Here is a 26,064-nt window from a genome sequence, read left to right as displayed (position 1 = left end):
GGGTCAGACGACGCCCAGCTCGAGCAGGTCGAGCGTCTCGAGCACGAGGGAGACCTCGGTGCGACTGGTGTAGTCGGTGTGGATGTCGACGAAGACGACGCGGCCGTCGCCGTCGATGACGAGGACGGTCGGGAACGGGATCTCGGCCGACCCGTCGACGTTGTCGTCGGCCATGTCGAAGCCGAGCTCAAGCTGGGCGCCGCGGGCCCCGACGCTCGGCTCGGTCGCGATGCCGAGCGCGCGGCTGAGCACGTTGCCCGGGTCGGACAGCACGGTGAACTCGAGGTCGCCGGCGGCGACGGACTTCTCGGACCCGGCCGGCGTCTGCGGGCTGATGGCCACGAGCTCGACGCCGCGCTCGCGGAGCGCCGGAAGCAGGTCGTCCTGATAGGTCTTGAGCGTGATGTTGCAGTAGGGGCACCAGGCGCCGCGGTAGAAGACCACGACCGCGGGAGATGCGCCGATCGCGTCGATGAGCGCGATGTCACGACCGGTGGGGGTGAGGAGCGCGGCGTCGACGATCTGGTCGCCCACGCGAACGGCGTCGGCCGGCACCCCGAGCGAGCGGAGGTGAGCCTGCTCGGCCTCGAAGATCGCCTCGAGGTCGGGGCCGATCTCGGCGTTGAAGGTCCGTCGGAAGTCGGCGACCTGCGTGGCGATGTCCTGGGACGTCATGTCGTCGTGGTCCTAACGGGTCGAGGCGCGAAGAGTCCCCTGAGCGTAGTGGAGTGCGCGGGTGCGGGGCCCGGGTGCGGGCCCGGGTGCGGGCCCGGGTGCACCGGGTGCCTCGATCGGGCCGTCGCGCCTGCGGGTCGGGAGGCGCGTGTCGGGTCGACCCGCGCCTCCTGCGGGTCAGGCCCCGGGCGTCTCGAGCAGGTCGAGCGCCGCGACGATCTCGTCGACCTCGGTCCGGGTCGTGTAGTCGGTGTGCACGTCGGCGAAGACCACGGTGCCGTCGCGGTCGACGACCAGCACCGTCGGGAACGGGATGTCACCCGTCGCATCGGCGTTGCTGTCGGCGACGTCGAACCCCAGCTGACCGTGCACGGCACGCGCGTCGGCGCTCGGCTCGGTGCGGATGCCCAGCGCACCGCTGAACACGTTGCCCGGGTCGGACAGCACGGGGAACTCGAGCGAGCCGTTGGTCACCGACGCCTCGGACCCCTCGGGGGTCTGGGGGCTGATCGCGACCAGCGCGACACCCCGCTCGCGGAGCCGGGGCAGCAGCTCGGCCTGGTAGGTCTTCAGCGTCAGGTTGCAGTAGGGGCACCAGGCTCCGCGGTAGAAGACCAGCACGGCGGGGCCCTCTCCGACGGTCTCGGCGAGCGAGACCTCGTCGCCGGCGGGCGTGACGAGGGTCGCCTCGACGATCGTGTCGCCCGCCGCGACCGCGTCGTCGGGGGTGCCCGCGGCACGGAGGGCGCTCTGCTCGTCGGCGAACACCTTCGAGAACTCGGGCCCGATCTGCGCCGTGAACCCCTCGTCGAACTCGGTCACCTGGTCGGCGATGCGGGGGGTGGTGGGGGATTCGGCGTTCGACATGGTCGTCCTCTCGGCGGTGAGCGGCACGTCGGGTACGTGCAGTTCGGCTGCGGCCGATCGTAGGCAGGCGAGCTGGGCGGGCGGCCCGGGTGCGTCACGCGGCGTCACACGCCGCGTCGCACACGGCGTCACACACGCCGCGTCGCACACGCCGGCGGTCGCACACGGCGGCGGTGGCGCATCGCACCCGGCCTCACGGGCGGCGGCACGTCCGTTTCACTCGCACCGGCGCATCAGCTCTGGCAGTGCGGACACCAGTACGTGTCACGCAGCTCGAGCTCGCTCTCGCCGAGGGTCCCCCGGAGGATCTTCGTGCCGCAGCGCAGACACGGCTTGCCGGCCCGCCCGTAGACCCAGTCGGTCACGCCCCGGAGGTTGCCCGTCGTCGTGCGGTCGACGCGGTCTCTGTTGGCGAGGATCAGACGGTGCGCGAGGTCGATCAGCTTGGGCCGGTTCTCGACCTCGCCGACGGGACGCGTGGGCAGCACACCCCGCAGGAAGCACAGCTCGTTGCGGTAGACGTTGCCGACGCCGGCGAGCACCCGCTGATCGAGCAGGGCGAGACCGACCTCGCGCCCGGGGTCGGCCTCGAGGTTCGCGAGCGCCGTCGCGGCGTTCCAGTCGGGGCCGAGCAGGTCGGGGCCCAGGTACGCGACGACGCTGTCTTCGGGGTCGCGCGCGACCAGCTCGACCAGGCCGAGATCGAACCCGACGGCGACCCATTCGGCCGTCTCGAGCACGACCCGCGCCTGGTAGGCGGGGCGCCGCCACTTCGTGCCGTGGCGGTACACATGCCACGACCCCTCCATCTTGAGGTGCGTGTGCAGCGTCAGGTCGCCGATGTGGTGCAGCAGGTGCTTGCCCCGCGGGATGACGTCGTCGACGACCTCGCCGGTCAGATCCACGGTCGCGAACGCCGGCACCCGGAAGTCGGTCGCCGTCAGCGTCTGCCCGTGCAGCACCGCGTCGAGGTTGGTCGCGGCGCGGTAGACGGTGTCTCCTTCAGGCATCGGTCACGACCTCAATCGGATGCCGCTGGGGGTGGGGGCGAAGCCGGCGTCTCGCAGAGCGTCGCCGAGGGCGGTGCCGAGCACGAACTCGCCGTCGACCCGCTCGATGGCGAGCTTCTTCAGACGCGTCCGCACCGTCGAGGCCAGCGACGCGGCCGCCAGGGCCAGCTCGCGCTCGTCGGGCTCGCCGAAGGTCAGCACGGTCTTGCCGCCCCGCTCGACGTAGACGGTCAGCCGTCCGTCGACCAGCACGACCAGCGAGCCGGCCTTGCGCCCGGGGCGGTGACCCGATCTCTTCTTCGTCGCCGCGCCTCCTGCGTCGACCGCGGAGCCCGCCTCGCCCCGCGCCCCGGCTCCCGTCGCCGTGGTCGCCGCCGCAGCGGAGGCCGCCTCGGCCGCGCTCGCCGCCGCGCGGGCCGCCTCGTCGGCGGGGGCGCCGTCGAGTGTCTGCCCCGGCCAGGGGAGTGCGGCGCCGTACGGGTTCGCGGGGTCGGTCGCCGCGAGCGTGACCACGGGCACGTCGAGCTGGCGACCGGCGGCGACGAGGGTGTCGTCGTCTCGGCGGTCGCCCTCGTCGCGGATGAACGAGCGGAGGCGGTCGACGGTCGGGCCGGTGGCGAACTGCGCCGCCCCGAGCCCCTCGATGAAGTAGCCGCGGCGGGCGCGACCGGTCTCTTCGAAGCCGCTGAGCACCTTGTACGCCGTCGAGAAGCCGCCCCGCACGCCCTCGTTCACGACGGCGCCGCGCGTGACGACGCCGTGGCGCTCGAGCAGGATCTCGGCCGTCGCCGCGGCCCGGATGGTGCCGTCGGGCTCGGCCAGCGGCAGCAGCGACCAGCGACCGCCCACCGTCGGCGGACCGGCCTGGCGGGGCATCGCGATGCGACCGCGGCTGCGGTACGACGACCGCGAGCGGGTGGGTGCACGGGGCCGAGGGGCCTTGCCACCGCCGACCTGGGTGCGGAGCGGGGCGAAGGTGTCGTTGGTGATCTGCCCGGCCCAGACCAGCTGCCAGATCGCGGTGACGAGTGCGTCGTCGTCGGTGCTGCCGACCGCGTCCGAGAGCTGGCGGAAGAAGTAGGCGCCGCCGCCCGCGAGCGCCGCCAGCACCTCGCGCTGGAGGTCGTCGGTCTCGGCGCCCGACGGCTCGGGCAGGGTGACCTGCGCACCGTCGGCGAGGTGCAGGCTGACCCAGCCGTCGTTGCCGGGCAGGGTGCCGGTGCCCGACCAGATGATGTCGCCGGTGGCGGTGAGCTCGTCGAGCATCGCGGGGCTGTAGTCGGTGATGCGGGCGGGGAGGATCAGCGACTCCCACGCGGAGGCGGGCAGCGAGACCCCGCTCAGCTGGTCGACGACCTGCAGCACCCCGTCGAGACCGCGCAGCCCCGAGCCCTTCAGCCCCGTGGCGACGTGTTGCCACGCGGGCAGGAACCTGCCGAGCGTCTCGGGCGCCACCGGCTCGACCTCGTGCCGCAGCGCGGCGAGCGACTTGCCGCGGAGGCGCCGTAGCACCTCGGCATCGCACCACTCGCTGCCCTGCTGACGCGGTCGGAACTCGCCCTCGACGACGCGGCGCTGCGTCGCGAGCTTGCGGAGGGCGTCGAGCACGACGGCGCCGCCGAGCCCGAGCCGCTCGGCGACCATGGCCGAGGTGAAGGGCCCGTGGGTGCGCGCGTACCGGCCGACGAGATCGCCGAGGGGGTCGTCGACGGGTTCGACGAACGCGGTCGGCACCCCGATCGGCAGGGCCACCCCGAGGGCGTCCCGGAGGCGCGAGGCGTCTTCGATGCCCGCCCAGCGCACGACGCCGGAGTGGGTGAAGCGCAGCACGCGATTCGACCAGGCGAGATCGGTCAGGGCCGTCTCGAGGGAGCGGTGCGCGTCGTCGCGGGCCGCGACGTCGCCGGCGACGAGCGTGGCCGCGAGCCAGCTGCGGTCGATGATCTCGTCGGTGGTGAGCGGGCCGAGCAGACGCAGCAGGTCGACGACGCCCTCGATGTCGCGGGCGCGCCGGTCGGGGGCGAGTCGCTGCAGCTCGAGCTCGTGCTGATCGATGACGTCGGCGTCGAGCAGCTCGCGCAGCTCGGCGCGCCCGAGCAGCTCTTGCAGCAGCGTCGAGTCGAGCGACAGGGCCGCGGCGCGGCGCTCGGCGAGGGGCGAGTCGCCCTCGTACATGAACGCGGCGACGTAGCCGAAGAGCAGCGACCGGGCGAAGGGCGAGGGCACCTCGGTCTCGGTCTCGACGATGCGGACGGTGCGGCTGGCGAGGTCGCGGGTGAGGCTCATCAGCGCGGGGAGGTCGTAGACGTCTTGCAGCACCTCGCGCACCGCCTCGAGCACGATCGGGAACGACGGGTACTTGCGGGCGACGTCGAGCAGCTGCGACGAGCGCTGACGCTGCTGCCAGAGCGGCGAGCGCTTGCCGGGGTTGTACCGCGGCAGCAGCAGGGCGCGGGCGGCGCACTCGCGGAACCTCGACGAGAACAGCGCCGACCCGCCGACCTCCTCGGTGACGATGTCGTCGAGATCGTCGAGCTCGAACGAGAAGAGCTCGGCCCCCGGAGGCTCGGCGTCGGTGTCGGGGATCCGCACGACGATGCCGTCGTCGGCGGCCATCGCCCCGCCGTCGACCCCGAGCTGGTCGCGGATGCGCGCCGACACGGCGAGGGCCCACGGGGCGTGCACCTGCATGCCGTAGGGCGAGTGGAGGATGAGGCGCCAGTCGCCGAGCTCGTCGCGGAACCGCTCGACGACGAGCGTCGTGTCGGTCGGCACGTACGAGGTGGCGGCCTTCTGCTCGGTGAGGAACGCGATGAGGTTGCGGGCGGCGCGCTCGTCGAGTCCGCCGGCGGCGACCCGCGTCGTCGCGTCGGCCTCGCTCGAGTTGGAGAGCTCGCGGATGTAGCCGCCGATCGCCTTGCCGAGCTCGGCCGGGCGGCCGATGCCGTCGCCCTTCCAGAACGGGACACGACCGGGCTGGCCGTACGCGGGCGATACGAGCACGCGGTCGTGGGTGATGTCTTCGATGCGCCAGCTCGTGGCACCGAGGGCGAAGACGTCGCCGACCCGCGACTCGTAGACCATCTCCTCGTCCAGCTCGCCGACGCGCGCGGCCTTCTCGCCCACCATGAACACGCCGAAGAGACCCCGGTCGGGGATGGTGCCGCCGCTCGTCACGGCGAGACGCTGGGCGCCCGGTCGGCCGGTGAGGGTGCCGTGCACGCGATCCCACACGATGCGGGGGCGCAGCTCGGCGAACTCGTCGGAGGGGTACTTGCCGCTGAGCAGGTCGAGCGTCGCGTCGTAGGCCGAGCGGGGCAGAGTCGCGAAGGGGGCGCTGCGCCGGACCGTCTCGAACCACTCGTCGGCGTCGAGCTCGTCGAGCGCGACGGCGGCGACCGTCTGCTGCGCGAGGACGTCGAGGGGGTTGGTCGGCACGCGCAGCTCTTCGATCAGGCCGGCGACCATGCGCTCTGCGGCGACGGCGGAGTGGATCAGGTCGGCGCGGTGCTTGGGGAACAGCACGCCCCGCGACGTCTCGCCGACCTGGTGCCCGGCGCGCCCGACGCGCTGCAGACCGCTCGCGACCGACGGCGGCGACTCGACCTGGATGACGAGGTCGACGGCGCCCATGTCGATGCCGAGCTCGAGCGAGCTGGTCGCGACCACGCATCGCAGCCGACCGCTCTTCAGGTCGTCTTCGATGAGCGCCCGCTGGTCTTTCGACACCGACCCGTGGTGGGCGCGTGCGAGCAGCGGATCAGAGCCCGAGGTCTGCCCCGAGCCGCCCATCAGCTGCGCGGGCGCGCCGCCGCCGACGGCGGGGTTGCGAGTCGGCGGGGAGGGCGCGAACGGGTCCACCTCGGCGACCTCGGCATCCGTGCCGTCACCTGCCGTTCGCTGACCCGCCGAACCGTCGCCCGCCGAGCCGCCCACTGTCAGCTCGGCACCGCCCGTGCCGGCCGAGACCAGCTGGCCCCGTGCCTCTTCGGTGGCCCGCACCGCGGTCTCGAGGTCGCCGCCCTGGCGTTCGATCCAGATGTCGTTGAGTCGTGCGGTCAGGCGCTCGGCCAGCCGCCTCGAGTTCGAGAAGACGATGGTCGACCGGTGCTCGGCGATCAGATCGACGATGCCCTCTTCGACGTGCGGCCAGATCGACCCCTGAGGCGCCGCGCCCGCCGCCGAACCCTCGAGCGGTGCGGCCGTGCCGAGCTCGGTCATGTCGTCGACCGGCACGACGACCCGCAGGTCGAACTTCTTGTCGGCGCGGGGGTTGACGATGGTGACCGGCGCCGGGCCGGCCAGGAACCTCGCGACCTCTTCGGGCGGACGCACCGTCGCGCTGAGGCCGATGCGCTGGGCCGGCTTGTCGAGCAGGGCGTCGAGTCGCTCGAGCGAGAGGGCGAGGTGGGCGCCCCGCTTGGTCGACGCGACCGCGTGGACCTCGTCGATGATGACGGTCTGCACGCCCTTGAGCGTCTCGCGCGCCTGCGAGGTGAGCATCAGGTAGAGCGACTCGGGTGTCGTGATGAGGATGTCGGTCGGGGTGCGGGCCAGCCGCCCGCGATCGCTCGAGCTGGTGTCGCCCGAGCGGACGCCGACCGTGATGTCGGGTGCCTCGGTGCCGAGTCGCCGGGCCGTCTGCGTGATGCCGACCAGAGGCGACCGGAGGTTGCGCTCGACGTCGACGCCGAGGGCCTTGAGAGGGGAGATGTAGAGGACGCGGGTGCGGTGCAGCTTCTCTTCGGGCGGGGGCGTCGACGCCAGCGAGTCGATCGACCAGAGGAACGACGCCAGGGTCTTCCCCGACCCCGTGGGCGCGATGACGAGTGCGTGGTCGCCTTGGCTGATGGCCGCCCAGGCGCCCTCTTGCGCGCGGGTCGGCGCGGCGAACGCCCCGCGGAACCACTCGCGGGTGGCGGGGGAGAAGCGGTCGAGCACGTCGTTCATCGGTGCCATCTTGCTCCGGACCACTGACATTCCGTCTCACGCGCCTCCTCGGGGCCTCGACGAGTCACGACACGCCGCGCGCCCCGACTCCCTCGCGGCGGGTCGTGACTCCCCGACCGACCGTCGCCGGGCGCGGCCGGCGGCCCGGCTACGGTGGTCGCATGCCCCCCGCGTTCCGCATCGACCCGTCCGCCGGCCCCGGCCGTCGAGCGACGAGTCGCGGATGACCCGCCGAGGAGGCGCGGCTCTCCGCCGCGGGCAGCTGGCCGTCAGCAAGGCGCTCGCCTTCGCCTCGGCGCTCGCCCTCCTCGTCGGTCTGGTGCGGATCCTGCAGGCGCACGTCGTGGCGGGGGCGGCCTTCGTCGTCATCGCCGTCGCGCTGATCGCGGTCGCGTTCGCACTCGCCCGGGCGGCGACCCGGCGTCGCTGAGCCGACCCGCTCCTCCTGGGCTCCACGGGGCGGCGACCCGCGTCGCTGAGCCGGCCCGCGCCTCCTCGGCCCGGTGTCGGCGGCACCGCCTACGCTGGCCGCATGCACAGTCGCACACTCGGCCGCACCGGCCGCGAAGTATCCGTCATCGGCCTCGGCACCTGGCAGCTCGGAGCCGACTGGGGTGACGTCACCGAGAGCGACGCGCTCGAGGTGCTGGGCGCCTCCGTCGAGGCGGGGGTCACCTTCTTCGACACCGCCGACGTCTACGGCGACGGGCGCAGCGAGCAGATCATCGGCCGGTTCCGCGCCGCGAACCCCGAGGTCGACGTCACCGTCGCGACCAAGATGGGCCGCCGTCTCGACCAGTTGCCGGCCAACTACGTCCGCCAGAACTTCATCGAATGGACCGACCGCTCACGCCGCAACCTCGGCGTCGACACCCTCGACCTCGTGCAGCTGCACTGCCCGCCCACGCCCGTCTTCGAGAGCGACGCCGTGTACGACGCGCTCGACGAGCTGGTCGCGAACGGCGCGATCGCCGCCTACGGCGTCAGCGTCGAAGAGACGGCCCAGGCCCTCACCGCCATCGCCCGCCCGAATCTCGCGACCGTGCAGATCATCCTCAACGCGTTCCGGCTGAAGCCGCTCGACGAGGTGCTGCCCCGAGCCGAGGAGGCGGGGGTCGGCATCATCGCCCGCGTCCCGCTGGCCAGCGGTCTGCTCTCGGGCAAGTACACGACCGAGACGACCTTCGCCGAGAACGACCACCGCAGCTACAACCGCAACGGCGAGGCGTTCGACCAGGGCGAGACCTTCAGCGGCGTCGACTTCGAGCAGGGCGTCGCCGCGGCTCGCGAGTTCGCCGAGTCGGTGCCCGAGGGCGTCACCGTGCCCCAGGCGGCCCTCGCCTGGATCGTCGACCAGCCCGGCGTCAGCACCGTCATCCCCGGCGCCCGCAACGTCGAGCAGGCGCGCGCCAATGCCGCGGCCGGCGAGGTGACGCTCGACGAGGGGCTCGACTCCGAGGTCGTCCGCATCTACGAGAAGTACTTCCGCGAGGCCGTGCACCCGCGCTGGTAGCGCACCCGGCCGTGCGCCGCTGAGCGCACCCGGTGGGCCGGGCAGGCCCCGTCACACCTCGTATCCGGCGTGACACCCCGAGAACGCGGGGTGTGACGCCGGTTCCGGGGTGTGGGGCGTGCGGCGCTAGCCGCGGGGGCGGTACACGCGCAACGCCCGGGGCAGCAGGCGCACCTCGTAGCGGTACCCGTCGCGCTCGGCGGTCTCGGGCAGCGAGGTGTCGCCTTCGCCGTCGTGAGCGATCGCCGGGCGGGGCGCCCCTGCGACGGTCACCGCGAACCGCGAGGTGACCTCGGTCGAGAACGCCTCCTTCTCGGGCAGGAGACCGAGGAGGCGCAGGGTCGCCGTGCTCCTCGGGCCGAACGCGAGCGACGACAGCGCGCCGATACGGCCGAGTCTCGAGCCGGACGACAGGGTGCGGACCTCGAGCGAGCCGTCGTCGAGGGCCCGGCGCCGCATGGGCGAGACGACGTCGTCGTCGTTGCGCCCGACCCCGACGAAGACCGACCACGCCGTGCGCGCGGCCCCCTGGCGCACAGCGCCGCCGTCGCCCGTCGCACCGTCGCCCGGCGCATCGGCGCCCGGCGCACCGACGCTGGCCGCACCAGGGCCACCGGCGCTCGCCGCATCGCCGTCCCGCTCGAAGGTCACCGTGCGCCCCCGTCGCAGGATCTGCACCCCGGACACGAGCCCGGCCACGCGCTTGCCCAGCCGCCCTTCGAGTCGGTCACGCTCGGCGAGGTAGTCGGCGTAGACGCCGAGGGCCGTGGCGTTGATCGCGAGGTGGTGCGGCTCGCCGTCGACGTCGACCGCGGCGACGTCGACCCGCGCACCGGTGCCGGCGGCGAGGGCGGCGACGGCGGTCTCGACCGAGTCCGTGCCGACCGCGCGGGAGAAGTGATCGAAGGTGCCGCCGGGCACGACGAGCAGCGGCAGATCGTGCTCGAGCGCGACGCGGGCGGCGGTCTCGACCGTCCCGTCGCCGCCGACGACCGCGAGCACCCGCGGAGGATTCCGCCGCCGCAGTTCGGCGGCGACCATCTCGCCGAGGTCGGTGTCGCCGAGCGACCTGTACCGCGCCTCCGGAAGCCGCTTGCGCAGCAGGGTCACGGGGTCTCGCCGACGAGCAGCCCCCGACGCCCCGTTCGAGACGACGAGCACGCCTTCGCCGCGCGCCGACGCGGGCAGTCCGATCGGTTCGCCGGCCAGAGCGGCCGGTCCGACGGGGTGCGCCGGCACGGGCAGCACGAGCCGGCCCGCGACCGCGACCCCGGCGCCGAGCAGCGCGCCGCCGACCACGTCGGACAGCCAGTGGGCGCCGACCTTCAGCCGCGAGTACGACACGGCGGCGGCCAGCGGAGCGAGCACGAGACCGGTGCGGGGCGACTCGAGCGCCACCCCGGTGACGAACGCGATCGCGCTGGCGGTGTGGCCGGAGGGGAAGGAGGCGCTCCGAGGCTGGCGACGCAGCTGACGGCCGATGGGCACGTCGTCGAGCAGAGGCCGCGGACCCCCGACGAGGTTCTTGCCGACCGCGTTGGCGATCAGGCTGGCCATCCCGAGCGAGAGCGCGCCGCGCGAACCGGCGCGGCGGTTGCCGACGAGCAGCAGCACGGCGGCGGTCGTCAGCCAGAGCGTGCCGTGGTCGGCCGAGTGCGAGAGGCGCTTCCAGGCGCGATCCGATCGCGGGTGCCGTTCGCGACCGTTGATCAGGTTCGCGGCCGCGCGGTCGACACGGCGCACGCCCATCGGCAGGGTGATGACGGGGAGGATCCGTCGTCGGGCGGCAGGGACGTCGTGGTCGGGGAGCACGCGTCCACCGTACCCGGGGCCGCCTGGCGCTCGGTCGCGCGTCGGGCCGCGCCGATCGAGTGGTCGGAAGATGCTCTTCCGGGCGCCGGCAAGAGCATCTTCCGACCACGCGACGACGGGCCCCGCATGAAGGAGGAGCAGCCGTGCCGGGTCAGGCGTGCCGCGCGCCCTCGCCGGCGATCACGGCCCGGTACCCCTCGCGGAACGTCGGGTACGCGAACGCGAACCCCGTCGCCCGCAGCCGCGCGTTCGAGAGCCGCTTGTCGCCGCCCGACTGCCGCCCGGTGGGAGGCGCGCTCGGGGGAGCCTCGACCCCCAGCTCGTCCGCGAGGAACAGCAGCACGTCGTCGAGGCGGACGGGCTCGTCGTCGACGCCGAGGTAGACGGACTCGGGCTGCGAGACGGTCGTCGTCAGGTGCACGATCGCGGCGGCGGCGTCGTCGCGGTGGATGCGGTTCGTGTGCGGCGACCCCCCAGGCCGGTCGGACAGCGTGGCCGCACCGCTGCGCACCTGCTCGATCAGTCGCTCGCGACCGGGCCCGTAGACCCCGCCGAGCCGCAGCAGCACCGCCTCGGGAGCCCGTTCGCGCAGCAGCCGCTCGGCCTCGAGCAGCACGTCGGCGGTCGGCGTTCCGCCGCGCGCCGGGGTCTCCTCCGTCACGAGCCCGCCGTCGGCGACGTCGTAGACCGCGGTCGACGAGACGACGAGGAGGCGCGGGTCGGCCGCCGACGCCGCGATCCCGTCGAGCACGTGGCGCAGCCCGTCGACGTAGGTGGCGCGGTACTCGCCCGGCGTGCGCGAGCCGGCCGCCAGAGCGACGACGACGACCTCGGTGTCGTCGTCGACCACGGGGGTCTCGCGACGGAGGTCGACCGAGCGACCCTCGATGCGGGCGGGCAGCAGGTCGGCGCGGCGGCGGAGTCCGACCACGCGGTGGCCGTCGGCGGCGAACCGCAGACCCGCCTCGGTGCCCAGGTCGCCGCAGCCCGCGATCAGAACGCTCATGCTCCGAGGCTATCCCTCGCGCGCCTCCTCGATCCGTGCCGGGGGGCGCGGCGGCGTGCGCGTCAGAGGAGGCCGAGGGTCGCCTGGTCGCGCTCGCCGCCGAAGTACTCCGTCAGGGCGCGCCCGAACCGCGGCTCGGCGGGCTCCGCCTGCGCGAAGAGAGTCAGCGACGAGCGCGCCTTCAGCGCGTCGACACCGCCGAACACCGCCTCGGCGTCGGAGGTCGGCAGGGCGAGCAGCACGTCGACGCTCTCGCACAGCCGCGGCCCGAGCAGCGGGTGCGCCAGGTACGCGCGGGCCTCTCCGATCGACCCGATCGCGTAGTGCTGCGCCGTCGCACTGCGACCCAGCCCCGCGATCTGCGGGAACACGAACCACATCCAGTGGCTCGTCTTGCGACCGTCGCGCAGCTCGGAGAGGGCGCGGTCGTAGGTGCCGTGCGCCTCCTGGGCGGTGACGAAGCGGGCGAGGTCGAACGGGTCGGTGGCGACGTCGGCGTCGCCTTCGCGGCTGCGCGGGTCGGAGTCGTGGGTGTCGCTCATCGATCTGTTCTACGCCGCACCGGACCCGCTAGTCTGGTCGGCTGCCCACGGGGCGGCGCGCATCGACCGCACGCACCTGCGGCCGGAAGGCCCGACATGACCCCGACCGACCCGACCCCCGCCGCCGACCCGACCGACCCGACCCCCGCCGCCGACCCGACCGACCCGACGCCCATCGACCGAGCACCGATCGTCATCGAGCGCATCACCATCCCGCAGACGATCGACGCGCCCGACGCCGCCGACTTCGTCGAGACGGTCGCCGTCGAGAACGAGATCCGGGCCGACGCGATCGGCTCCGACGACCTGGCCTGGCTGCCCGACGAGCAGCTGCCGAACTGGCTCGACGCCTACAAGGACATGCGGTGGTACGTCGTCCGCGACGCCGGGCGCATCGTCGCGACCGGGTCGTACGAGAGCCGACTCGACGGCGACGGCGCCAGCACCGCCTACGTCGACGTGATGGTGCTCCCCTCGCACCGGCGCCGGGGGATCGGCTCGGCGCTGCTCGCCCACGTCGAGGAGGTCGCGCGCCGCGAGGGCCGGACCCAGGCGATCGCCTACGTGCGGTCGACCGGCGAGGCCGAACCGCGCCTCCTGCCCCCCACCGGTGCCGGGTCGGTCGGCGCGGACGATGCGGCCGTGCAGCTGCTGCAGGGCGCCGGCTGGGTGCTCGGGCAGGTGGTGCGCTGCAGCCGCCTGGCGTTGCCGGTGGACGAGGAGGCGCTGGCCGGCATCCGAGACCGCGCCCGCGCCGCCGCCGGAGACGACTACCGACTGCACACCTGGGTCGGACGCTCACCCGAGCGGTGGCTCGACGACCTCGCCGCGCTCGAGACGCGGATGAGCACCGACGCCCCCTCGGGCGGGGTCGACGAGCCGGAGGACGTCTGGACTCCCGAGCGGTTCCGCGACGCCGAGGAGAAGGCGCTCGCCGGGCCACGGACGCGCTTCACCGCCGTCGTCGAGCACGTGCCGACCGGGCGGCTGGCGGGATTCAGCCAGCTCGAGGCGCCGGCCGAGCGGTCGCGACCGGCGTTCCAGCAGGACACCCTCGTGCTGCGCGAGCACCGCGGCCACCGACTCGGCTGGCTGCTGAAGATCGCGACGACCGACCTGCTCACCGCCGAACGGCCCGGCCACCCGGGCGTCTTCACCTTCAACGCCGAGGAGAACCGCCCCATGCTCGACGTCAACGAGGCCGTCGGCTTCGTCCCCTTCGAGTACGAGGGGGTGTGGAGCAGGAGGCTCAGGCCGTGAAGTCGGCGCTGATCGTCGCGGTGACCTCGATGTCGGCGGGGTGCAGGTCGTAGACCACCGAACCGCCGTCGTCGAGCATCGAGGCGGCCATCAGCGAACGGGACGAGCCGAAGCCGAGGTGACCCGCGCCTCCTGAGCCTCCTTCGCCCGGTCGCAGCCCCGGCTCGTAGACGGCCTGCAGCACGGGGCTGCCGAGGCCCAGCGCGTCGGCGTAGTCGGAGGCGCGCGCCACGGCGTCGGCGACCGCGGCGAGCCGGGCGTCCTGTTCGACCTCGGCGCGACGCGCGTGACCGAGCGACCACTCGATGCCGTCGATCGACACGCCCTCGACGTGCGCGAGCTCGCCGACCCAGTCGGCCAGCGCGGCGAAGTCCTGGAACCGCACCTCGATCGTCGACCGCGTGCGGTACCGGACCGAGGAGGCACGGCTCCCGTCGGGCGACGCCGGCTCGGTCACGAGACCGACCGACACCGAGCGCGCCGTCCACCAGGTGGCCGCGCCCTGCCGGCGCAGCACCGTCGCCTGCTCGGTGACCCGGTTGTGCACCGCGATGCCCTCGTCGACGACGGCCGCGCGGTCGTCGCCCTCGAGCTCGACCGCCAGCCGGAGCAGCCCCCTCTCGGCGTGATGACGGTGCGTGACGGTGCCCGAGACGACGATGTCGGCCATGTCTCCGCCGCCCTCTAGACGACCAGGTCGGTGCTGTCGGGCGCGTGCGTGCCCTCGGCGGTGACCGGGTTCGTCACCCTCGAGATGAACGCGTTCAGGTCGTCGAGCTCGTCTTGCGAGACGCCGTGGGCGAGCTCGGCGTAGACCTCGACGTCGGCGTCGGCGTGCTCGCCGAGCCACTCGACGGTGCGGGTCACGGCGTCGATCGGGATGACCTGGTCGGCGTCGCCGCGACCGTAGAAGACGGCGGGGCGCACCCGCGCGAGGGCGGCGTCGGCGTCGGCCGAGGCGGGGTCGGCGACCACGAAGCCGGCCAGCACGGCCGCGAATGTGAAGCGCTCGGGCGCGCGACGCAGCAGCTGCAGCGACAACGAGCCGCCCTGCGAGAAGCCGAGCAGGCTGACGCTCGTGTACGACTCGGCCAGCGAGTCGAGCCAGTCGAGGACGGCTGTCGCCGCCTCGTCGACCGGCGCGGGGTCGGGCGAGCCCGGCAGAGCGAGCGGGTACCACGAGAAGCCGTCGCCGTGAGGCAGGGGCGCTCGCAGCGAGGCGATCGCGAAGGCCTGCGGCAGATAGGGGGCCAGCCCGATCAGATCGCCCTCGTGCGAACCGACCCCGTGCAGCAGCACCAGCAGCGGCCGGCCGTCGCGCTCGGACTCGTCGACGGACCACGTGACCACGGAGGGATCGATCTGCACCATGGCCAGAGCCTATCCAGCGCCACCGTCGTCGTGTTCGCCCGTAGCGTTTTCGTCACCCGACCGTCACACGGGGTTGGTAGACATGCCCCATGAGCTCCGTGCAGACCCCTGACCCCAATCCCGGCTGGCTCTCGGAGGAGGAGCTCTTCCAGATACGTCAGCGGCTGCCGATCCTGTACGTCGAGGCGGTGCCGGTGCGGGTCGACGGCATGGGCGTCGTCACCGAGGTGGGCGTGCTGCTGCGCGCCTCGTCGGAGGGCTCGATGTCGCGCATGCTCGTCTCGGGCCGCGTGATGTACGGCGAGAGCCTGCGCACGGCGCTCTTCCGCCACCTCGAGAAGGACCTCGGGCCGATGGCGTTCCCGCAGCTGCCGCTGTCGCCCGTGCCGTTCCAGGTCGCCGAGTACTTCCCGCTGCCGGGGACGTCGGTCTACACCGACGCGCGTCAGCACGCCGTGTCGCTCGCCTACGTCGTGCCGGTCACGGGCACCTGCGACCCGCGCCAGGACGCCCTCGAGCTCACCTGGCTGACGCCGCACCAGGCGGCGAGCGACGATGTGGCCGCCGAGATGGAGGGCGGGCGCGGCGCTCTGCTGCGCAGCGCCCTCGCCTCCGTCGGCGCCCTGCAGTAGCCCGCCGCCGCCGCGCCGCGCCCCGCCGCTGCGCCGGCGCTCGTTCGCTGCGACACCTCGAAAGCCGCGCTACACCCGCATTCATCGGGGTGTAGCGCGGCTTTCGGGGTGCTGGGCCCGTCATCCACAGCCGAGGAGGCGCGGGTGGCGCCGTGCGGATCACATGCGTCATGCTCGACCCGTGCTCGAAACGCTGATCCGCCGTGACTCCGTCATCCGATCGGGCGGCGACAGCTCCGCGATCGAGCGCGACGCCCGGCGAGGGCTTCTGCGGCGGGTCGCACCCGGCGCCTACGTGCCCACTCCGGTCTGGCAGGCGCTCACGGCCGCCGAGCGCCATGTCATCCGGGTGCACGCCGTCGTGCCGCGGTTCGGCGACGAGGTCGTCGTCTCGCACGAGTCGGCGCTGGCGCTCCGCGGTTTCCCGCTGCTGGGGGACTGGCCCGAGCGCGTGCACGTCATCGACCCCCGGCGTCATCGCGACAAGGTCGGCCCCTGGGCGCATCAGCACGCTGGGCCGGTCGTCGGCGACGAGGTCGATGTCGTCGACGGTCTGCGCGTCGCGGTGCCTCGTCAGGCCGCCGTCGACGCCGTGAGGCGACACGATCTCGCGGGCGGCGCCGTGATCCTCGACCACGGTCTGCGCACCGGCGCCTTCTCGCGAGCGGAGCTCGAGGCGGTGGCGGCCCGGCGTCCCGGCGTTCCGGGCAGTCGACGCGCCGCGGCCGCGATCGCCTTCGCCGACGCTCGCGCCGATTCGCCGGGCGAATCCCTGAGTCGCGCTGTCATCCATCTCGCGGGCCTCTCGAAGCCCGAGCTGCAGGCCCGGTTCCCGCGGGGAGGATCGCTCGTGGGGATCGTCGACTTCTGGTGGCCCGAATGCGGAGTCATCGGCGAGTTCGACGGCGAGGTGAAGTACCGAGATGCGGGTCCGAGGCGCGGACGCACGCCCGAGCAGGTCGTCATCGACGAGAAGCGCCGAGAGGACGCCCTGCGCTCGCTGTCCGGCGTGAGGGCCGTCGTGAGGTGGAGCTGGGCCGACGCCCTCCGGAAGGACCCGCTCGTCGCTGCGCTCCGCCGCGCCGGCGTGCGCTGACGCGCTGCGCGCGCTGCGCGGCGCGCGCCGCGCCGCTGCAACGCGCAACACCCCGTTCTCGGCGCTACACCCCGATGAATGCGGGTGTTGCGCTGAGAACGGGGTGTCAGGCGGGTCGCGCCGTCAGGCGCGGGTCAGCGACCGCCGCGCTGGCCGCCGCCGGTGCGGGCCTTGCCGCCGACGAGGCCGCCGACCTTCAGCGAGCCGGGGCGTCCGCCCTCCGAGGAGGCGCGGCGTCCGCCGGAGCGCTGCCCGCCTTCGCGGGGGCCGCCCTGCGACGCCGCGAAGTCGGCCTGGTCGTTGCGGACGGCGTTGGTGCGGCTCTGGCCGCCGTCGCTCTGGGCGCGGCGTCCGGTCTGGCGGGTGCCACGGGCCTCGTCGCGGCCGGCGTCACGGCCGCCCTCGCGCACCGGCGTCACGGCGCCACGGCCGGACTCGGTCGAGTAGAAGGTCGAGGCGCCACCGCGGGGGGCGGCGTCGCGGCGGGCGCCGCCGTCGCGGCCGGCACCCTGGCGTCCGCCGTCACGCGAGCCACCCGAGCGGGCTGCACCGTCGCGACCGCGACCGGTCTCGGAGCCGCGACCCGCGCCTCCTTGGCGTCCGTCGCGCGAGCCGCCGGCCGATGCCGCCGCGGGGCGACCCGAGCGGTCCTGGCGGGCGATGGGGTTGCCCTGCGAGTCCTGACGAGCGGCGCGCTTGCGCTGCGCGTTGGCGCCCTGCGAGCGACCGCCGCCACCCTGCTGCTGCTGCACGGCGGCACGGGGGGCGGGCTTGACGTACGCGGCGACCTCGCCGACCAACGCGGCGACCTCGGGCGAGGACGGCACGACGGCGGTGATGGTCGGGCGGATGTCGGCCTTCTTCATCAGCTGGGCGACGTCGCGCTTCTGGCTGGGGATGACGAGGGTGACGACGTCGCCCTCGGCGCCGGCGCGGGCGGTGCGGCCCGAGCGGTGCAGGTACGCCTTGTGCTCGGTGGGCGGGTCGACGTGGATGACGAGCTCGATGTCGTCGACGTGCACACCTCGGGCGGCGACGTCGGTGGCGACGAGCACGCGGGCGCTGCCGTCTTGGAAGGCGGCGAGGTTGCGGTCGCGCTGCGGCTGCGACAGGTTGCCGTGCAGGTCGACGGCGGGGATGCCGGCGTCGGTCAGCTTCTTGGCGAGCTTCTTGGCGTGGTGCTTGGTGCGCATGAAGAGGATGCGACGGCCCTTGCCGCCGGCCAGCGTCTGCACGAGGGCGTTCTTGCTGTCGAGGTCGGGGGTCTCGAACACGTGGTGGGTCATCTTGGCGACGGGCGAGTTGGCCTCGTCGACCGAGTGCAGCACCTCGTTGTGGAGGAACTGCTTGACCAGCTTGTCCACGCCGTTGTCGAGGGTCGCGCTGAAGAGCAGGCGCTGACCGTCGGTCGGGGTGGCCCTCAGGATGCGCGTGACACCGGGCAGGAACCCCAGGTCGGCCATGTGGTCGGCCTCGTCGAGCACGGTGATCTCGATGGCGTCGAGCTTGACGAAGCCCTGCTTCATGAGGTCTTCGAGGCGGCCGGGGCAGGCGATGATGATGTCGACGCCGGCCTTGAGGGCCTGCACCTGACGGTTCTGCGAGACGCCGCCGAAGATGGTGGTGGTGCGCATGCCGTAGGCCGCGGCGAGCGGGGCCAGGACGGCGTCGATCTGCGTGGCGAGCTCGCGGGTGGGGGCGAGCACCAGGCCGAGGGGGCGACCGGCGCGACGCTGTCCGCCGGCCAGCTTGCCGCCGAGGCGCGCGACCATGGGGATGGAGAACGCGAGGGTCTTGCCCGAGCCGGTCTTGCCGCGGCCGAGCACGTCGCGCCCGGCGAGGGTGTCGGGCAGGGTGTCGACCTGGATCGGGAAGGCGGTGGTCTTGCCCTCTGCCGTGAGCGACTTGACGATCGGGGCGGGGACGCCGAGCGAGCTGAAGGTGACGGTGTCGGCCGTCTCGTCGACGGTCGAGCCGTCGGGGGTGGTGTTCTCGGTGTCGAGGGTGTTCGTTGACATGTGGTGCACCTTTCGGGGCATCGGTGTCGAGCCGGGCCAGGCTGCGTGACCACCGTGTCGGGCGACGACGTCGTGCTGACGTGTTCGCGCGAAGGCGGGGCAGTGCCGGGAGAACGGCTGTCGTAGCCGGGCTCGAGATGTGGCGACGGTGCAGGTGTGCACGATCGTTTCGCCGCAGAGTGAGCTTCGCGCGCCTGCTGGTCTGCCTGGGTGTGTGCCAGGACGGGAGAGGCGGGGAGGGGCGTGCTACGACGCAGGGAGCCGGTCAGGCCGACTCGCAAGTGACCCCAGCCTAGCGGAGGTGCACGGAAAGCGCGACGGGGGTGCCGAGGAGGCGCGGGTCCTCTACGGACGGCAGCGCGCCCCGAAGGTGGCTTCGGCGAGCATCGATGCTGCGAGCAGGCAGACGGGCATCAGGGCGAACATGGTCCATTGGGTGTGACCGAAGCGATGCGGTGCCGCAGACCTTCGACGCGACCCTGTTCGGGGCCCGAGTTGAGCCCATACGGGGGCGATGGTGAGAAGTGCTGTCGATGTCACGGCCAGGGTGATCGTCGTCTGCAGGATCATGGTCGCCATCTGCTGGGAGCCCCAGAGTCCTAGTATCCAGATGGCCGAGACGAGAAACCAGGCAGGCAGTGCGGTGAATACGAATCCCAGCATTGCACCGGCGCGGACGCCTCTTGTGACGGAGGCTGCCTTCTGGCTCTGATCACGTCGGGATACGAAACGTCCGCTCCCTATCAGAATGAAACCTGTCAGGGTCGTCGCCAGACCGATCCTGATCAATTGCACAGGCCGGACGCCTCCACATACTGTCTCAAGAGCCCAGATCGACAGTACGAGGCTCTGCGCCCCGATGAGTGCGAATGTGATGAGTGCAGAGCAGAGGGTGAGCAGCCTGGTGATCAGAATCGGACTCATGAGCTGCCTAGAAATAGATCGACGAGCCTTGTCGAAGCGACATCGAGAAGCTCGGGTGGGGTCATCAGTACTCCCCGCGCCAAGTCCAACTCGTCACCGATAAGACGGTGACGGCGACGAGTGCCCCGGCGAGTATTCCGAGAATCAATCTCCGGTTTTCACGTGAGACGCACGGACGCGCCTCGATATCGAGGGCGATCAAGCTGATACTCGCGGGAGCTATGGCCAGTAAGAGGTAGGCGATGGTCAGGAATGCGGTCACCCAGTCGCGAGTCGAATTCGGCCCGGCCACGATGTAGACAGCATGGAATGCGATGTAGCACACCGCGAGTAGAGCGACGATCACATGGAGAACGCGCATGAAGAAGCGCGGCTGTCTGGCAGTCGATCTGCGCGACTGGAGCGAGTCCACGCATGCGTGAAGACAGAGAATAGTGACGACGAGGAGAATGCTGCACGTCAGGAGGGTGGGCCCAAGGACGGCGCTGCGAAAGAGACCAGCGAGTGTTAGCGGGTATAAAGCGCCCAGTGTGAGAGTGCTCCAGAACCTCCAATGGCGTCTCGCTGTGGTCACATCCCGGCATTGATGATCGCGAGCCACCGGTTGTCTCGCGTCTGCCGACAGTGGGTCTCTCCGCAGGTGTACGTCATCTGCAGTGAACATGGTAGGCAGTATGTCTAACGACTGGTAGTAATACAAGTGGGGGCTAGCGAGCCCCACCAGGGATGACGTTCTTCACTCCTGAGCGTCAGCCAGGCGACTTCGGAAGCATCAAGCCTCCGTTCGAACGACGCCTCAGCGCACCGTCCCGTAGCGCTCGCCGACGGGGATCTCCACGGCGACCGTGTTGCCCGGCTGGGCGAGGGGGCAGGCCCAGGCGGGGTCGTAGGCGCAGCTCGGGTTGTAGGCGAAGTTGAAGTCGAGCACGATCGTGCCGGGCTCGGTGCCCGCGCCTAGGTCGGCGCCCTTGACCGAGTCGATCAGGTACCGACCGCCTCCGTACGTCCCTCCCGGCTTGCCGGCCAGCGCATCCTTCACCGGCACGAACAGTCCGCCGCCGTACTGCACGAGCTTCCACACGTCGAGCCGCCCGACGCCGGGCACATCCGCCACGCCCACCAGGTCGAACTGCACATCGCCGTCGGTGCCCGTCTCTACGACCATGCGTCGCGTCTCGACCGGCTCGACCGCCACCTCGAACCGCCAGGCCGGGTCGTACGGAGTGGTCGGCAGCCCCGTGAAACCGGGACGGTCCTCGGGCAGGAGCGGCGTCGACGGGTGCGTCGTGAACAGCTCGTCGCGGGTGCGTCGCCAGAGGTCGTGCGCCTCCGTCAGATCCGCCGATTCGCGCACATCGCGGTAGAGGCGGTGGATCGTCCGACGCCACGACGCGATGTCGAGCGCCGACCGGGCCGCGCTAGGGGCCGAGGCCCCGGGCCCTTCACTCCCTGCCGCGGCCACAGGGGTCGCGGAGTCGGATGCTTCAGAAGACGAGGAGGCGCGGGTCGGGTCGGTCACGTCATCCACCGTACGCAGCGCCTCCGACACTGCTCGCGCCTCCTTCTCAGGTCCGCGATGCTCCGGCGCCCGCCCGTCGAGCGCCTTCTAGGCGTGCTTCGGGTGCGTCGGCGCCCCGCGCCAGGTCGGCGCGAGCGCCTTCATGCGGAGCGCCCGCCACTGCCAGGTCGCCCAGAGCCCGGGCCAGAGCAGCAGACCGAGGGTGCCGGCGTGGAATTCCATGCGGTCGCGCAGCAGCGTCCCGTCCGGGCCGTCGGGCGAGACGGCCATGCGGTGGTTGATGCGCATCCGGGCGAACTGGCCGCTCGTGCCCGTGCCGGTGTCGCGCTGGATCCACGCCCCGTCGCGCTCGTGCCAGTCGAGGTCGACGTGCGTGCTGCCGAGGGGCAGGATGCCGAGGATGCTCGCCGAGACCGGGTGCGCCTCCTCGGTCCAGCGCTCGGGGAAGCCCTCGGGCGCATCCGAACGGTACTTCACCAGGGGCGTCGTCACGGCGACCATCACGCGGGGGTCGCGGAGGGCGTCGGTCGCGACGTCGACGGGGCAGGCGAGGCGGATCTTGAGCTGCACGTGCATGCGTCGATCCAACTCCTGCGGGCTGTGGAGGGGGCCGCCTGTGGAGGGGGCCGCCTGTGGAGGGGCGGCGCGGGCGCGGGGGCTGTGGGTGGGCTCGCCTGTGGAGGGGACTCGCCGGTGGAGGGGCCGAGGAGGCGCGGGTCGCGGCGGTCCGTCATCGCGCGTCATGCTCGGCCACCGCCCCGCTCGCCCGACCTACTGTGGAGGGATGAACGCGCACGGCCAGCAGAAGTACCAGGTCAGGCTCGACCACGGCATCGCCGGAGCCGGCCGCATCGCACCCGGCGCCCACCTCGTCGTGGTCGTCGACGCCCTCGACGGGCACGGGCTGCTCTCGACCGACGAGACGGTCGCCGCCGTGCTCGATGCCGTCGCCGAGGGGTCCGAAGGGGCTGACCGGAACGAGGGCGCCGACGACACCGAGCGCGGCGACGGGCCCGTGCAGGCCGAGACCGTCGAGGTGCTGCTCGTGACGACCCCGGCCGACGCCGACGGCGTCGCCCGCCGCGTGCTCGAGCGGCAGGCCGACCGGGGCGACCGCGCCGTCGTCGCGATCGTCGCCGCCGGCGCCGTCGAGCCCGACGGCTTCCGCCCCGCGGTCGAGGACCAGCTCGCCGCCGGAGCCGTCGTCGACGCGCTCGCCGCGGTCGGCATCGACTCGTCGTCACCCGAGGCGGCCGTCGCCTGCGCCGCCGCGGTGTCGCTCCGGCGGGCGACGTCGCACCTGCTCACGGCGTCGGCCTCGGCGGGAGAGCTCGTCGCGACCGGCCGGGCCGACCTCGTGTCGGCGACCCGCGCCTCCTGAGCTGCGCCGCGCCTCCGGGGCCGCGCCGGTGCCCACTGTCGGGGGCGCGGCGTAGCCTGTGCCGCATCGCGACCACCCGTCGCCCGAACCGCTGGAGGAACCATGAAGGCAGTGCTCACCGACGGAACCGTCGTCGCCGAGGCCCCGAAAGACGAGCTCGTCTCGATCGAGGGCAACTGGTACTTCCCGCCGTCGAGCGTCGACGAGAGCCTGCTCGAGAAGAGCCCCACTCAGTACCACTGCCCGTGGAAGGGCGACACCCAGTACTTCAGCGTCCGATCGGGCGACACCCTGCTGAAGGACCGCGCCTGGAGCTACCCCACCCCCATCCCGTCGTCGTTCGACCGCGTCGGCTCGGACTACTCGGGCTACGTCGCCTTCTACAACGACGTGCAGATCGTCGACTGACCCGAGGAGGCGCGGGTCGGGCCCGTCAGGCCGCCCTCGTCGCCACGTCGCCAGGTCGCCACAGCGCCACGACGCCAGGAGATGGACACGACGCCAGGTTTATACGTGGCGTCGTGTTCACTTTCTGGCGTCTTAGGGGGAGCGGCGCGGGGGTGCTGGCGTCTTAGGGGGAGCGGTGCGGGGGTGCTGGCGGTGCGGGGGGTGCAGGCGGCGTGGCGGGTGCAGCGCGAGGCGGCCGAGCGGGCGGGCGCTGCGGCGGGGGTCAGTGGGCGGCGGTGCGCTGGCGGTGCGCTCGCACCTTGGCGCGGTTGCCGCAGCGCTGCATCGAGCACCAGCGGCGGCTGCCGGCACGCGACTCGTCGTAGAAGACCAGCCCGCACGCCTCGTTCGAGCAGCGCCGCATCCGCGAGTCCGGCCCGCCGCCGAACCCGACGGTCGTGAACAGCGCGACCGCATCGCGGGCGACCGATGCCATGGCCTGCCCCAGCCGGAGCCGCCCTGCACCGGCCTGACGCCGACCACCCTCGAGCGACGGCGGCACGTCGGGCAGCGCGGCGAAGAGGTTGAGCGTGTCGACGTCCTGCGGATCGGTCGAGGTGCCGTCCGCTGCGGCCACGGCGAGCCGGGCGATCGCGTCGCGCAGACCCCGGGCGTCGGCGAGCTCGCGTTCGCCCGCGGCACCGGCGACCCCCTCGAAGCGCTCGCCGATCCAGTCGTCGAGGTCGGGCGGCAGCAGCAGGCCGTCCCACGGGGTCGACCCGTCGGCGGGCAGCGCGAGCCCCGACTCGGGGCCGAAGCGCGAGCCGGCGCGGAACCCTCCGAGGTAGGCGAAGTCGAGCCCGAGCGAGCCCGAGTCGAAGAACCAGCGGGTGTCGGTGTCTGATCTGAGCCACTGTCCGGTCTGCACCGAACCACTCTAACCGGTTACGCGCCTCCTCGGCTCCCGCTCTGCCCTGCCGCGCTGCTCAGGGCTCGCGCTTCGTCCAGGTGATGAGGTGGTCGGGGTCGTACCTGCGCGAGCAGCGCCCGCACGACAGCGGGCGCTTCGGCTCGCGGTACCGGAAGTGCTCGTGCCCGGCCGAGCAGAGGCCCACCCACGGAGCGAGATCCGACGCGATCGCCCCGTCGTGCAGACGGCTTCCGATGTAGCCGAGATCGGTCGCGACGGACTTCCAGCGCGGTCCGTGCCCCGCCTTCGACCCGGCGAGGGCGTGCGCCACCTCGTGCAGCAGCACCTGGTGGATCTCGTCGTCGTCGTACCGACCGGCCAGGTGCTTCGACACCGTGATGCGCTTCTGGGTGTAGTTGCACAGCCCGGCGCGGGTCTTGGCGTTGTCGAAGCCGAAGCTCCAGACGGCGGGGTCGAGATGCAGGGCGATCAGCGCGTCGGCCCAGCGCCTCACCCGATCGAGATCGGCCATGAGCGGATCAGGAGGCGCGGGTCGCGCGAGGCACGCCCGTCACGCCGAGCACGCGTGCGCCCGTCACGCCGAGCGTGCGTACGCGGGGCGCACCGAGCATCCGAGGCGCAACCGGCACGCGAGGTGCCGCGCACGCCGAGGAGGCGCGGGTCACCGGGGCGGGAACGGCCAGGTCGACGGCTGGTCGTCTTTGGGCAGGGCGTCGACGACTCCGGTGACACCGGTCGCTCCGGGTCGGGTCGTCTCGGCGTCCTCGTCGTCGGGTCGGCCAAAGGTCGCACCGCGGTCCGACCGAGGGGACGAGTCACGGAACCGGTCGCCCTCGCGGTGACCGGCGGCGTTCGCGGCGAGGCTCGAGATCTTGCCCCACAGGCTCGTGTCGGCTCGCACCGGACGGTCGCTCTCGGGGGCGGGCGGCACCTCGTCGCGCCGGGCGTGGCGGGCCGCACGTTCGTCGGAGTCGTCGGTGCGCGTCGCGGCGGCCCGCGCGGCGGCCGCGGGGTCGACGAGCGACTCGGACGGCAGACCGCCCGTGGGGTTCGTGTCGCCGGGGCGGGGAGCGTCGTGACCGGCGTCGAAGACCTCCGCCGCGCCTCCGGAAGCGGGGTCGTCGAGCTCTTCGACCGACTGGCCGTCGGTCTGCGCGAGGTAGGCACGGAGGATGTCGTCGATGGCGTTCTGAAGATCCACCGCGCGATCGCGCGGGGCGCCGCTCGCCGAGTAGGCGGTCAGCGCGTGGGCGAGACTCGCCCGCGCCTCGTCGTGGCGGCCGAGCTCGAGCAGCGTGTAACCCTCGAGCTCGGCGGCCGCGGCCTCGAGCTCGCGCCACTCTTCGGTCGACGCCGTGATGAGACTCGTGTGCAGGTCGTTGAGCGCACGCTCGAGCTTGCCCTGCTCACGGAAGATGTGCGCCCGACGGATCCGCGCAGCCGTCGAGTCGGCCCGATCGCCGGTGAAGTGCGCGAGACGGAAGGCCTCTTCGGCGATCGCCAGGGCCTCGTCGAGACGACCGAGCAGCCTCAGCAGATCGGCGCGCTCGCCGAGGGCCGAGGTGCTGCGGCTCTGCCCGAGCGCCCCGAGGCGGGCCTCGGCGGCGGGCACGTCGACCGCCGTGCGGAGGCTGATCGGCTCGAAGCCGCCGGCCCCGCCCAGCCTGGAGCCGACAGGCGCGGCGAGGCCCGGGGGCACGCTCTGGGGGCGGGCGCTGCCGGGTGCGGATCCGAGGTGGGGGTCGTGCTCGCTCATCGTGTACGAGGGTAACCGCCCGCCCCGCGAACGGACCGCACGGCGCGCAGGCTCACCCGCTTGCCGCCCCGATTCGCGAGGCTGCGTGGCGCCGGGCTGGTGGACGAGGTGCCTCGAAGCGGGGCATCGGGGCCGCTGGGGCAACCTTTCGGGGCACTTCGACGCGCGGGGAGCGCGGGAGGCGCGGGTGCGGGTGCGGGCGCGGCGGCGGCGAACGAGGTGCCGCAAAGCGGTGGGTCGGGGGCGCAGGAGCAACGTTTTGGGGCACTTCGACGCGCGGCGGGCGCGGGCGCGGGGGCGGTGGCGAACGAGGTGCCCCGAAGCGGGGGGTCGGGGGCGGGGGAGCAACGTTTTGGGGCACTTCGACGGGGTGGCGCACGCGGAGCGGGCGCGGGGCGCGGGGCGCGCGCGGGG

The 26,064-nt window shown here is 72.9% G+C and carries 22 protein-coding genes; 7 read left to right on the top strand and 15 right to left on the bottom strand.

What is annotated here, in order from left to right:
* Positions 1-3: 3 nt before the first annotated feature.
* The 4 genes from SOM13_RS13850 to SOM13_RS13835 all read right to left on the bottom strand — a co-directional run bounded on the left by SOM13_RS13850 (position 4) and on the right by SOM13_RS13835 (position 7,502).
* Entirely contained in the window at positions 4-675 is a 672-nt protein-coding gene (locus SOM13_RS13850; protein ID WP_320480054.1) for a peroxiredoxin-like family protein, read from the bottom strand.
* Between the two features lie 177 nt (positions 676-852).
* Positions 853-1,542, bottom strand: a complete 690-nt coding sequence (locus SOM13_RS13845) for a peroxiredoxin-like family protein (RefSeq protein ID WP_320480053.1) — start codon at positions 1,540-1,542, stop codon at positions 853-855.
* A gap of 233 nt (positions 1,543-1,775) precedes the next feature.
* Positions 1,776-2,552 (bottom strand): DNA-formamidopyrimidine glycosylase family protein, encoded by a 777-nt coding sequence (locus SOM13_RS13840; RefSeq protein WP_320480052.1) that lies wholly within the window; start codon positions 2,550-2,552, stop codon positions 1,776-1,778.
* Positions 2,553-2,555: 3 nt separating this feature from the next.
* On the bottom strand, positions 2,556-7,502 hold the full coding sequence (locus SOM13_RS13835) for an Lhr family ATP-dependent helicase (RefSeq protein WP_320480051.1): 4,947 nt from the start codon (positions 7,500-7,502) through the stop codon (positions 2,556-2,558).
* Between the two features lie 223 nt (positions 7,503-7,725).
* Between SOM13_RS13835 and SOM13_RS13830 the strand changes: the two genes are divergently transcribed.
* Both SOM13_RS13830 and SOM13_RS13825 read left to right on the top strand, forming a co-directional pair.
* Positions 7,726-7,932, top strand: a complete 207-nt coding sequence (locus SOM13_RS13830; protein ID WP_192060968.1) for a hypothetical protein — start codon at positions 7,726-7,728, stop codon at positions 7,930-7,932.
* A 102-nt stretch (positions 7,933-8,034) separates the two neighbouring features.
* Positions 8,035-9,015 carry an aldo/keto reductase gene (locus SOM13_RS13825; RefSeq protein WP_243216398.1) on the top strand — a complete coding sequence of 327 codons (981 nt, stop codon included), beginning with the start codon at positions 8,035-8,037 and terminating at the stop codon, positions 9,013-9,015.
* A gap of 126 nt (positions 9,016-9,141) precedes the next feature.
* Here the strand turns inward: SOM13_RS13825 and SOM13_RS13820 are convergent, their stop codons facing one another.
* The 3 genes from SOM13_RS13820 to SOM13_RS13810 all read right to left on the bottom strand — a co-directional run bounded on the left by SOM13_RS13820 (position 9,142) and on the right by SOM13_RS13810 (position 12,375).
* Positions 9,142-10,827 carry a bifunctional phosphatase PAP2/diacylglycerol kinase family protein gene (locus SOM13_RS13820; RefSeq protein WP_320480050.1) on the bottom strand — a complete coding sequence of 562 codons (1,686 nt, stop codon included), beginning with the start codon at positions 10,825-10,827 and terminating at the stop codon, positions 9,142-9,144.
* Positions 10,828-10,978: 151 nt separating this feature from the next.
* Entirely contained in the window at positions 10,979-11,833 is an 855-nt protein-coding gene (locus tag SOM13_RS13815; protein WP_320480049.1) for an NAD-dependent epimerase/dehydratase family protein, read from the bottom strand.
* A gap of 62 nt (positions 11,834-11,895) precedes the next feature.
* A complete protein-coding gene (locus tag SOM13_RS13810; protein ID WP_320480048.1) occupies positions 11,896-12,375 on the bottom strand; it encodes a DUF1810 domain-containing protein in 480 nt (159 codons plus the stop codon).
* A gap of 96 nt (positions 12,376-12,471) precedes the next feature.
* On the opposite strand from SOM13_RS13810, the gene SOM13_RS13805 reads away from it, so the two are divergent.
* A complete protein-coding gene (locus SOM13_RS13805; protein ID WP_320480047.1) occupies positions 12,472-13,635 on the top strand; it encodes a GNAT family N-acetyltransferase in 1,164 nt (387 codons plus the stop codon).
* On the opposite strand, the gene SOM13_RS13800 is transcribed toward SOM13_RS13805, so the two are convergent.
* A complete protein-coding gene (locus tag SOM13_RS13800) occupies positions 13,625-14,305 on the bottom strand; it encodes an SIMPL domain-containing protein (RefSeq protein ID WP_320480046.1) in 681 nt (226 codons plus the stop codon). The two genes, SOM13_RS13805 and SOM13_RS13800, sit on opposite strands and share 11 nt — an antisense overlap.
* 14 nt (positions 14,306-14,319) lie before the next feature.
* Entirely contained in the window at positions 14,320-15,006 is a 687-nt protein-coding gene (locus tag SOM13_RS13795; RefSeq protein WP_320480045.1) for an alpha/beta hydrolase, read from the bottom strand.
* A gap of 89 nt (positions 15,007-15,095) precedes the next feature.
* Between SOM13_RS13795 and SOM13_RS13790 the strand changes: the two genes are divergently transcribed.
* Complete coding sequence (locus tag SOM13_RS13790; protein WP_320480044.1) at positions 15,096-15,638, top strand: NUDIX hydrolase family protein; 543 nt, start codon at positions 15,096-15,098, stop codon at positions 15,636-15,638.
* A gap of 181 nt (positions 15,639-15,819) precedes the next feature.
* Entirely contained in the window at positions 15,820-16,734 is a 915-nt protein-coding gene (locus SOM13_RS13785; RefSeq protein WP_320480043.1) for a hypothetical protein, read from the top strand.
* A gap of 134 nt (positions 16,735-16,868) precedes the next feature.
* Here SOM13_RS13785 and SOM13_RS13780 read toward each other — a convergent pair whose 3' ends face one another.
* From SOM13_RS13780 to SOM13_RS13770, 3 genes are all read right to left on the bottom strand, one after another.
* Positions 16,869-18,752, bottom strand: coding sequence for a DEAD/DEAH box helicase (locus tag SOM13_RS13780; protein ID WP_320480042.1), 1,884 nt, complete (start codon positions 18,750-18,752; stop codon positions 16,869-16,871).
* A 1,720-nt stretch (positions 18,753-20,472) separates the two neighbouring features.
* On the bottom strand, positions 20,473-21,138 hold the full coding sequence (locus SOM13_RS13775; RefSeq protein ID WP_320477558.1) for a DUF1684 domain-containing protein: 666 nt from the start codon (positions 21,136-21,138) through the stop codon (positions 20,473-20,475).
* 144 nt (positions 21,139-21,282) lie between these two features.
* A complete protein-coding gene (locus SOM13_RS13770; RefSeq protein ID WP_320480041.1) occupies positions 21,283-21,771 on the bottom strand; it encodes a hypothetical protein in 489 nt (162 codons plus the stop codon).
* A 208-nt stretch (positions 21,772-21,979) separates the two neighbouring features.
* Here SOM13_RS13770 and SOM13_RS13765 point away from each other — a divergent pair, with 208 nt between their 5' ends.
* Positions 21,980-22,576 carry a hypothetical protein gene (locus tag SOM13_RS13765; RefSeq protein WP_320480040.1) on the top strand — a complete coding sequence of 199 codons (597 nt, stop codon included), beginning with the start codon at positions 21,980-21,982 and terminating at the stop codon, positions 22,574-22,576.
* Positions 22,577-22,678: 102 nt separating this feature from the next.
* Entirely contained in the window at positions 22,679-22,984 is a 306-nt protein-coding gene (locus SOM13_RS13760) for a DUF427 domain-containing protein (protein ID WP_192060982.1), read from the top strand.
* Between the two features lie 262 nt (positions 22,985-23,246).
* Here the strand turns inward: SOM13_RS13760 and SOM13_RS13755 are convergent, their stop codons facing one another.
* From SOM13_RS13755 to SOM13_RS13745, 3 genes are all read right to left on the bottom strand, one after another.
* A complete protein-coding gene (locus SOM13_RS13755; RefSeq protein ID WP_320480039.1) occupies positions 23,247-23,891 on the bottom strand; it encodes a CGNR zinc finger domain-containing protein in 645 nt (214 codons plus the stop codon).
* Positions 23,892-23,949: 58 nt separating this feature from the next.
* Entirely contained in the window at positions 23,950-24,405 is a 456-nt protein-coding gene (locus tag SOM13_RS13750; RefSeq protein ID WP_192060984.1) for a SprT-like domain-containing protein, read from the bottom strand.
* Positions 24,406-24,555: 150 nt separating this feature from the next.
* Positions 24,556-25,650: a hypothetical protein gene (locus SOM13_RS13745; RefSeq protein ID WP_320480038.1), complete on the bottom strand. Its 1,095-nt coding sequence runs from the start codon at positions 25,648-25,650 to the stop codon at positions 24,556-24,558.
* Positions 25,651-26,064 lie beyond the last annotated feature (414 nt).

Origin of the sequence: Frigoribacterium sp. CFBP9030, from assembly GCF_034045195.1 — a bacterium.
Taxonomy (GTDB): Bacteria; Actinomycetota; Actinomycetes; order Actinomycetales; family Microbacteriaceae; genus Frigoribacterium.
Note: the sequence above shows the minus strand (reverse complement) of the source record. Positions and strands in the feature narration are given on the sequence as shown.

What these genes read in the sequence shown, in the direction of transcription:
- SOM13_RS13770 (WP_320480041.1), bottom strand. Translation starts at nt 21,771, where the DNA reads ATGCACGTGCAGCTCAAGATCCGCCTCGCCTGCCCCGTCGACGTCGCG.
- SOM13_RS13835 (WP_320480051.1), bottom strand. Translation starts at nt 7,502, where the DNA reads ATGAACGACGTGCTCGACCGCTTCTCCCCCGCCACCCGCGAGTGGTTC.
- SOM13_RS13765 (WP_320480040.1), top strand. Translation starts at nt 21,980, where the DNA reads ATGAACGCGCACGGCCAGCAGAAGTACCAGGTCAGGCTCGACCACGGC.
- SOM13_RS13750 (WP_192060984.1), bottom strand. Translation starts at nt 24,405, where the DNA reads ATGGCCGATCTCGATCGGGTGAGGCGCTGGGCCGACGCGCTGATCGCC.
- SOM13_RS13815 (WP_320480049.1), bottom strand. Translation starts at nt 11,833, where the DNA reads ATGAGCGTTCTGATCGCGGGCTGCGGCGACCTGGGCACCGAGGCGGGT.
- SOM13_RS13745 (WP_320480038.1), bottom strand. Translation starts at nt 25,650, where the DNA reads ATGAGCGAGCACGACCCCCACCTCGGATCCGCACCCGGCAGCGCCCGC.
- SOM13_RS13825 (WP_243216398.1), top strand. Translation starts at nt 8,035, where the DNA reads ATGCACAGTCGCACACTCGGCCGCACCGGCCGCGAAGTATCCGTCATC.
- SOM13_RS13840 (WP_320480052.1), bottom strand. Translation starts at nt 2,552, where the DNA reads ATGCCTGAAGGAGACACCGTCTACCGCGCCGCGACCAACCTCGACGCG.
- SOM13_RS13790 (WP_320480044.1), top strand. Translation starts at nt 15,096, where the DNA reads ATGAGCTCCGTGCAGACCCCTGACCCCAATCCCGGCTGGCTCTCGGAG.
- SOM13_RS13845 (WP_320480053.1), bottom strand. Translation starts at nt 1,542, where the DNA reads ATGTCGAACGCCGAATCCCCCACCACCCCCCGCATCGCCGACCAGGTG.
- SOM13_RS13780 (WP_320480042.1), bottom strand. Translation starts at nt 18,752, where the DNA reads ATGTCAACGAACACCCTCGACACCGAGAACACCACCCCCGACGGCTCG.
- SOM13_RS13800 (WP_320480046.1), bottom strand. Translation starts at nt 14,305, where the DNA reads ATGGCCGACATCGTCGTCTCGGGCACCGTCACGCACCGTCATCACGCC.
- SOM13_RS13795 (WP_320480045.1), bottom strand. Translation starts at nt 15,006, where the DNA reads ATGGTGCAGATCGATCCCTCCGTGGTCACGTGGTCCGTCGACGAGTCC.
- SOM13_RS13760 (WP_192060982.1), top strand. Translation starts at nt 22,679, where the DNA reads ATGAAGGCAGTGCTCACCGACGGAACCGTCGTCGCCGAGGCCCCGAAA.
- SOM13_RS13810 (WP_320480048.1), bottom strand. Translation starts at nt 12,375, where the DNA reads ATGAGCGACACCCACGACTCCGACCCGCGCAGCCGCGAAGGCGACGCC.
- SOM13_RS13805 (WP_320480047.1), top strand. Translation starts at nt 12,472, where the DNA reads ATGACCCCGACCGACCCGACCCCCGCCGCCGACCCGACCGACCCGACC.
- SOM13_RS13830 (WP_192060968.1), top strand. Translation starts at nt 7,726, where the DNA reads ATGACCCGCCGAGGAGGCGCGGCTCTCCGCCGCGGGCAGCTGGCCGTC.
- SOM13_RS13850 (WP_320480054.1), bottom strand. Translation starts at nt 675, where the DNA reads ATGACGTCCCAGGACATCGCCACGCAGGTCGCCGACTTCCGACGGACC.